This is a genomic window from Bacillota bacterium (assembly GCA_013314855.1).
In the GTDB taxonomy this organism is placed as follows: domain Bacteria; phylum Bacillota; class Clostridia; order Acetivibrionales; family DUMC01; genus Ch48.
On sequence record JABUEW010000192.1, the window covers coordinates 1 to 5,159 of the forward strand.

8 protein-coding genes are annotated in these 5,159 nt (G+C 45.1%); all 8 read left to right on the forward strand.

Annotated elements, in window-relative coordinates:
* A partial coding sequence (locus tag HPY74_19625; protein NSW92818.1) for a LysM peptidoglycan-binding domain-containing protein occupies positions 1-155 on the forward strand: 155 nt, incomplete at its 5' end.
* A gap of 56 nt (positions 156-211) precedes the next feature.
* Entirely contained in the window at positions 212-403 is a 192-nt protein-coding gene (locus HPY74_19630) for a hypothetical protein (GenBank protein NSW92819.1), read from the forward strand.
* A gap of 5 nt (positions 404-408) precedes the next feature.
* Positions 409-1,224 carry a hypothetical protein gene (locus HPY74_19635; protein NSW92820.1) on the forward strand — a complete coding sequence of 272 codons (816 nt, stop codon included), beginning with the start codon at positions 409-411 and terminating at the stop codon, positions 1,222-1,224.
* Positions 1,225-1,238: 14 nt separating this feature from the next.
* On the forward strand, positions 1,239-2,519 hold the full coding sequence (locus tag HPY74_19640) for an AAA family ATPase (GenBank protein NSW92821.1): 1,281 nt from the start codon (positions 1,239-1,241) through the stop codon (positions 2,517-2,519).
* A gap of 14 nt (positions 2,520-2,533) precedes the next feature.
* Positions 2,534-3,970 (forward strand): DNA cytosine methyltransferase, encoded by a 1,437-nt coding sequence (locus HPY74_19645; GenBank protein NSW92822.1) that lies wholly within the window; start codon positions 2,534-2,536, stop codon positions 3,968-3,970.
* A 4-nt stretch (positions 3,971-3,974) separates the two neighbouring features.
* A complete protein-coding gene (locus HPY74_19650; protein NSW92823.1) occupies positions 3,975-4,205 on the forward strand; it encodes a hypothetical protein in 231 nt (76 codons plus the stop codon).
* Between the two features lie 12 nt (positions 4,206-4,217).
* Positions 4,218-4,973 carry a hypothetical protein gene (locus tag HPY74_19655; GenBank protein ID NSW92824.1) on the forward strand — a complete coding sequence of 252 codons (756 nt, stop codon included), beginning with the start codon at positions 4,218-4,220 and terminating at the stop codon, positions 4,971-4,973.
* Positions 4,974-4,978: 5 nt separating this feature from the next.
* The gene (locus tag HPY74_19660) at positions 4,979-5,128 is read left to right on the forward strand and encodes a helix-turn-helix transcriptional regulator (protein ID NSW92825.1); all 150 of its coding nucleotides are present in this window, start codon (positions 4,979-4,981) and stop codon (positions 5,126-5,128) included.
* The last annotated feature ends 31 nt before the right edge of the window (positions 5,129-5,159 follow it).

Below are 5,159 nucleotides of genomic sequence, written 5' to 3' on the forward strand. Positions count from 1 at the left end.
AGGGGGACACCCTATGGGGTATCGTCAAGAAGATATACGGAGAGCGCCATGATGCACGAGAATTAGTGTACAGGACAATGCAGATTAACAACATCAAGGACCCCGGGCGGCTGCAGCCGGGGATGAGGTTATACTTACCGGTAATCGTGGATTAGATAGCTACATGCCTTGATATTCCTACATTTAATAGCGGACTAAAGGGGGCGAGAATTTGTTTGAACAGTATGTTGGTAAGAAAGTGAGCTTTAGAATACGTGTAACTAAAGAAGAGATAAGCGGCACAGTTAAGGAATACAGCGATGGTTTCCTTGTGGTAAATCAGGTTACGAGATACGGGGATAAGAGAGAAATAGTTATACACAAAAACGAGATTGCGTATCTGATATTAAGGCAAGCAGGGTGATTTGCATGGAAGGCTGGGTGAAGTTGTACAGGGTCCTCCTCAAAAAACCAATATGGCTCAAATCAACACCCGAGCATAAAACAATACTTATAACGCTGCTTCTGATGGCTAACCATGAACAAGGCGAGTGGGAATGGCAAGGGTATAAGTTCAAAGTGGAGCCAGGACAATTTGTGACTAGTATAGATAGCATCGTAAAGGAGTGCGGGAAAGGAATCAGTTTTCAAAATGTTCGTTCTGCGTTAAAAAAATTTGAAAAACTCGGATTTTTAACAAACGTATCAACAAAGACTGGAAGACTTATAACCATAGTAAATTGGGAGGAATATCAAGCAAATGATGATGATACCAACAATAATACCAACAAAGAGGTAACAAAGAACCAACAAAGAGGTAACAAAGAGGTAACACCTAACAAGAATGATAAGAATGATAAGAATGATAAGAATCTATTAAAAGACTCTTCTCTGCAAATTCAAAATTTGCGACATCGGTATAGCCCGGAAACTCTAATATTAATTGATGAATACATCGAGATACTGAAGACCACCAGAGTAAGCGGTAAAATTGCAGTATCTGTTCTGGAAAAAGTCTATATCGAAATGGCAAAGTACCCGGAGATAGTTGTTAAGTACGCCTGTTATACGATTGTAAACAATCCTGCGCTGCACAGTAAAAAGGAAAACTATTTCTTCGGCATCATGCGAAATACAAAAGCAGACGAGGCAACAAGAAAATTGGACAAGTTTTATGGACAAATAAAAGTCGTCGAGGACTTCGGTATCAACCGCAGGCCGGAGGAAAAGTACTTTGGTGACTGACGGAGGGATGATACATGAACCTGGAAAACATATACAGCCCTGAGGCAGAGAATGCCGTTATAGCCGGCTTCCTAATAGACGAAAACACCAGACACCTGGTAGAGGTCTTAAAGCCTGATGATTTCTACGACCCTGTTAATAGGGAGGTGTTTGAAGCCATACGCAGGCTCCACCGTGAAAATAAGCCTATTGACCTACTGACACTGCATGAAGCGTCGAAGGTGGCCATGACGCGGATAACGGCATACGATACACCCACAACCGTGAATATCCAGCATCATATAGGCATTATTAAGGATAAAACTGCCAAGCGTGAATTTGCAGCTGTGCAGCAGAAGGTCCATAAACTGCTGCAGGAGGATATTTCTAGGGTGGATCTCAAGAATACTGTATTGAAACTCATAGATGGTATCGACGTCGGTGTAAGTCAGGAGGACGGCTCGTTGCGGGCAGTACTGGTCAAGACATTCAACGAACTGCAGAAAGAAGGCGTATCATATCGCAGCGGTATTGATGAACTGGATAAAAAAATGGGCGGCTTCCACAAGGGTGAGATGACATGCATTGCCGCAAGGCCCTCAAGGGGGAAGACCGCTCTTGTCCTGCAGGTGGCCCAAGGTATGGCATGCAGAGGAGTTAATGTACTGTTGGTATCTAAAGAAATGTCCAAGGTTCAGCTGGGCAAAAGGATCCTGGCCAGGAACGCACGCATTGACGGATTCAGGCTGAGGAGTAACAATTTAAGCACTGAGGACTGGGAAAACGTTAAGAGGGAAATGGCTAAGCTATGCAGCCTTCCCATAGTGATAGACACCGAATCATCAACAGTGCCTGAGATAAGGGCCAAGGCGAGGAAGGAGAAGGCTGATATAGTCATGATTGACTACCTGCAGTTGCTTAAATCGGTTAATAAAGAACAGTCCAGGGAGCGGGAAGTAGCAGAGATGAGTAGAGATCTTAAGAACATGACACTCGAGATGGACATCCCGGTAATCATCCTTGCCCAGTTAAACAGGAATGCTGAGGATAAGAGGCCGTCCATGGCGGACCTCAGGGAATCGGGGGCAATCGAGCAGGATTGCGATAATATCATATTTTTACATAAGCCTGGGAATGAGGAGCTAAAGAAGGGTGTAGATAGCCGGAAGCTTGACCGGGACTTTATCAACGAGATTAAGCGGAACGGCTGGGACCTTTTGGAGTTCATAATCTCCAAACAAAGGAACGGCCCCACTGGTGTATTCTACATGGTGTATGAGAACAGGTACCTGGACTTTATAGATATCTTGAAATGAGTGGGGGTGTAGAAATGCAAGAAATCATAGTTGACAATTTCGCCGGTGGAGGTGGTGCCAGTACCGGAATAGCAATGGCAATAGGAAGGCCGGTGGATATAGCAATAAATCATGACCCGGAAGCAATAGCAATGCACAAGGCTAATCATCCATACACAAAACACTACTGCGAGAGTGTATGGGATGTGGACCCGAGAGAAGTTGCTGCGGGCAGGCCCGTAGGATTATGCTGGCTAAGCCCGGACTGTAAGCATTTTAGTAAAGCAAAAGGTGGCAAGCCGGTGGAAAAAAACGTCCGTGGGCTTGCGTGGGTAGCAGTCCGTTGGGCGGCAACGGTTAAGCCGCGGGTTATCATCCTGGAAAATGTGGAAGAATTTAAAACCTGGGGACCGTTGCTCAAAAACGGCAGGCCAGACCCAAAGCAGAAAGGCAGAGATTTCAACTGCTTTGTAAATGCACTAAAACGCCAGGGATACCATGTAGATTGGCGGGAACTCAGGGCCTGTGATTACGGAGCACCTACTATCCGCAAGCGGCTGTTTTTGGTTGCCCGGTGCGACAGTCGGCCTATTATGTGGCCGAAGCCAACCCACGGAGACCCGGAGAGTCCAGAAGTAAAGAGTGGTAAGTTGAAGCCTTGGAGGACAGCATCAGAGATAATAGACTGGTTGCTGCCATGCCCGAGCATATTTACAAGAAAAAGACCACTGGCAGAGAACACTATGCGGCGAATCGCCCGGGGAATACAGAAGTTTGTAATCGATAACCCGAAGCCGTTCATAATATGCACCGGCCAGACAGGCGGCGGTGACAGGTCCTGGAGTGTTAAGGAGCCGCTATCAACCATCGTATCAAAAGCTGAGCATTGTCTAATAACACCATTTTTAGCGCAGTACCACAGCGAAACAACAAAAAGCGAAGTAAGAGGGCAGGAAGTAAACAAGCCCATTATGACACTGGATACTGCAAATAGATACGGGTTAGTAGCCGCCTTTATAACTAAGTTTTACAAGACCGGGATAGGGCAGGACATGCGGGAGCCATTACATACGATTACAACGTCACCGGGACACTTCGGGGAGGTAAGGGCTTTTCTCTTGAAATACTACGGCACAGGCGAAAGCCAGAGAGTGAATGAACCGTTGGGGACCATCACAACAAAAGACCGGTTTGGACTGGTGACGGTGGAGGGACAGGATTACGCAATAGTAGACATAGGAATGAGGATGCTGCAGCCACATGAACTATATGCAGCACAGGGTTTCCCGAAGGATTACATTATAGACCGAGATGCAGACGGTAAAAAAATGTCAAAGGCAGTTCAGGTTAAAATGTGCGGTAATGCAATACCACCACAGTTTGCGGAGGCTCTTATAAAAACTAATCTACCAGAACTGTGTAAAGGATACACAGAAGGGTACGAACAGGTAAGATTATTCAGGAGTAGGTGAAGTTATGCCAGAGCAAAATTTTGTTTCCGACAGGGACAGTGACACTATACTTGACATACTGGAAGCTACGTATGAACTATTGCGGAGTAAAGGGGTGATATCTCAAACGGAACTGGAACATATAAAAGGTCATCTCATGTGGACTTGTGAATTCGGGACAACAGCTCAGGCGGTCAGGGATGTGGCAAAAGGTTTAGTGAAAGATTGGGAAGAGAAACGGTTTATGAGTGGTTAGGGTGGAATCCGGGTGGATATAGGGGGTAGGTACAACATCATAATTAAGCCCTATAAGTTGTCAAAGAAGGTGGTAAAGCACACTGGCAAACTCATCTATGTGCATCCGGAGGGAAGACATGCAGTTTTCGATATCGGCAACTATAAGCTAACGATTTCTCGGGCTGACATAATGACCGGGGAAGTAGAGTTAAGGCTTGAAGGATCACAGTATCTTATAAAGGCTTTGGATCCAAAAATAGAAAGGGAGGTCAGAAAATTGGCAAATAAGGAGGCTAAAATAACCAGGGAACAACTGCTGGAAGAATGTCAAAGGTACGGCACCAATTTTGAATCTGCAAGAATAATCGGTGAAAAGTATGGGTTGGCAAAATATACCGTCTATACCTACATAACCAAATGGTGTATAAGGGAAGCGCTCAAAGGAGAAAAAAGTGAAACGAACAAGGGAGATGAGGGGAAAGTGAAAATCAAGAAAGATAGTCCTGTTGAAGTTAAGGTTAATAAGCTAGATACAAAGACAGAAGAGCCGGAAACAGAAATTCCAGTAGCAACTATGGATGATGAAGGCGATTGTAGATCTTCAATTGACCCAGGTATTAAAGTCGGGTTCACAATTGAAAAACCGTACATCGATGCGTTTCAATTAAAGCGGTCCGGACGATTTGAAAAAGGCAAGGTAGTCAATATACTGACCGGCATAGCAAACATGCTGAAGGATGAAGAAGACGGGGAGTATATGGTATACGTTGACCTGTGCCAGAGGTAAGCATCATGAAACAGAAAGAGCTTGAATTTTGCCAAAAGATACTTAAATGGCTTAAGGAGAACCCGGGTGCCACAGCGGAGGCGATTGCGAAAGTATTTGACGTTGATGCAGGCGAGGTTAAGAAGAAACTCAAGGAGCTGGGGGTGGAGGTATGAAGGTGACTATCGATGATGTAATCAAGCTGGC

Excerpts from the sequence above, each read along its gene's own strand:
- HPY74_19635 (NSW92820.1), top strand. The coding sequence starts at position 409 with ATGGAAGGCTGGGTGAAGTTGTACAGGGTCCTCCTCAAAAAACCAATA.
- HPY74_19660 (NSW92825.1), top strand. The coding sequence starts at position 4,979 with ATGAAACAGAAAGAGCTTGAATTTTGCCAAAAGATACTTAAATGGCTT.
- HPY74_19640 (NSW92821.1), top strand. The coding sequence starts at position 1,239 with ATGAACCTGGAAAACATATACAGCCCTGAGGCAGAGAATGCCGTTATA.
- HPY74_19645 (NSW92822.1), top strand. The coding sequence starts at position 2,534 with ATGCAAGAAATCATAGTTGACAATTTCGCCGGTGGAGGTGGTGCCAGT.
- HPY74_19650 (NSW92823.1), top strand. The coding sequence starts at position 3,975 with ATGCCAGAGCAAAATTTTGTTTCCGACAGGGACAGTGACACTATACTT.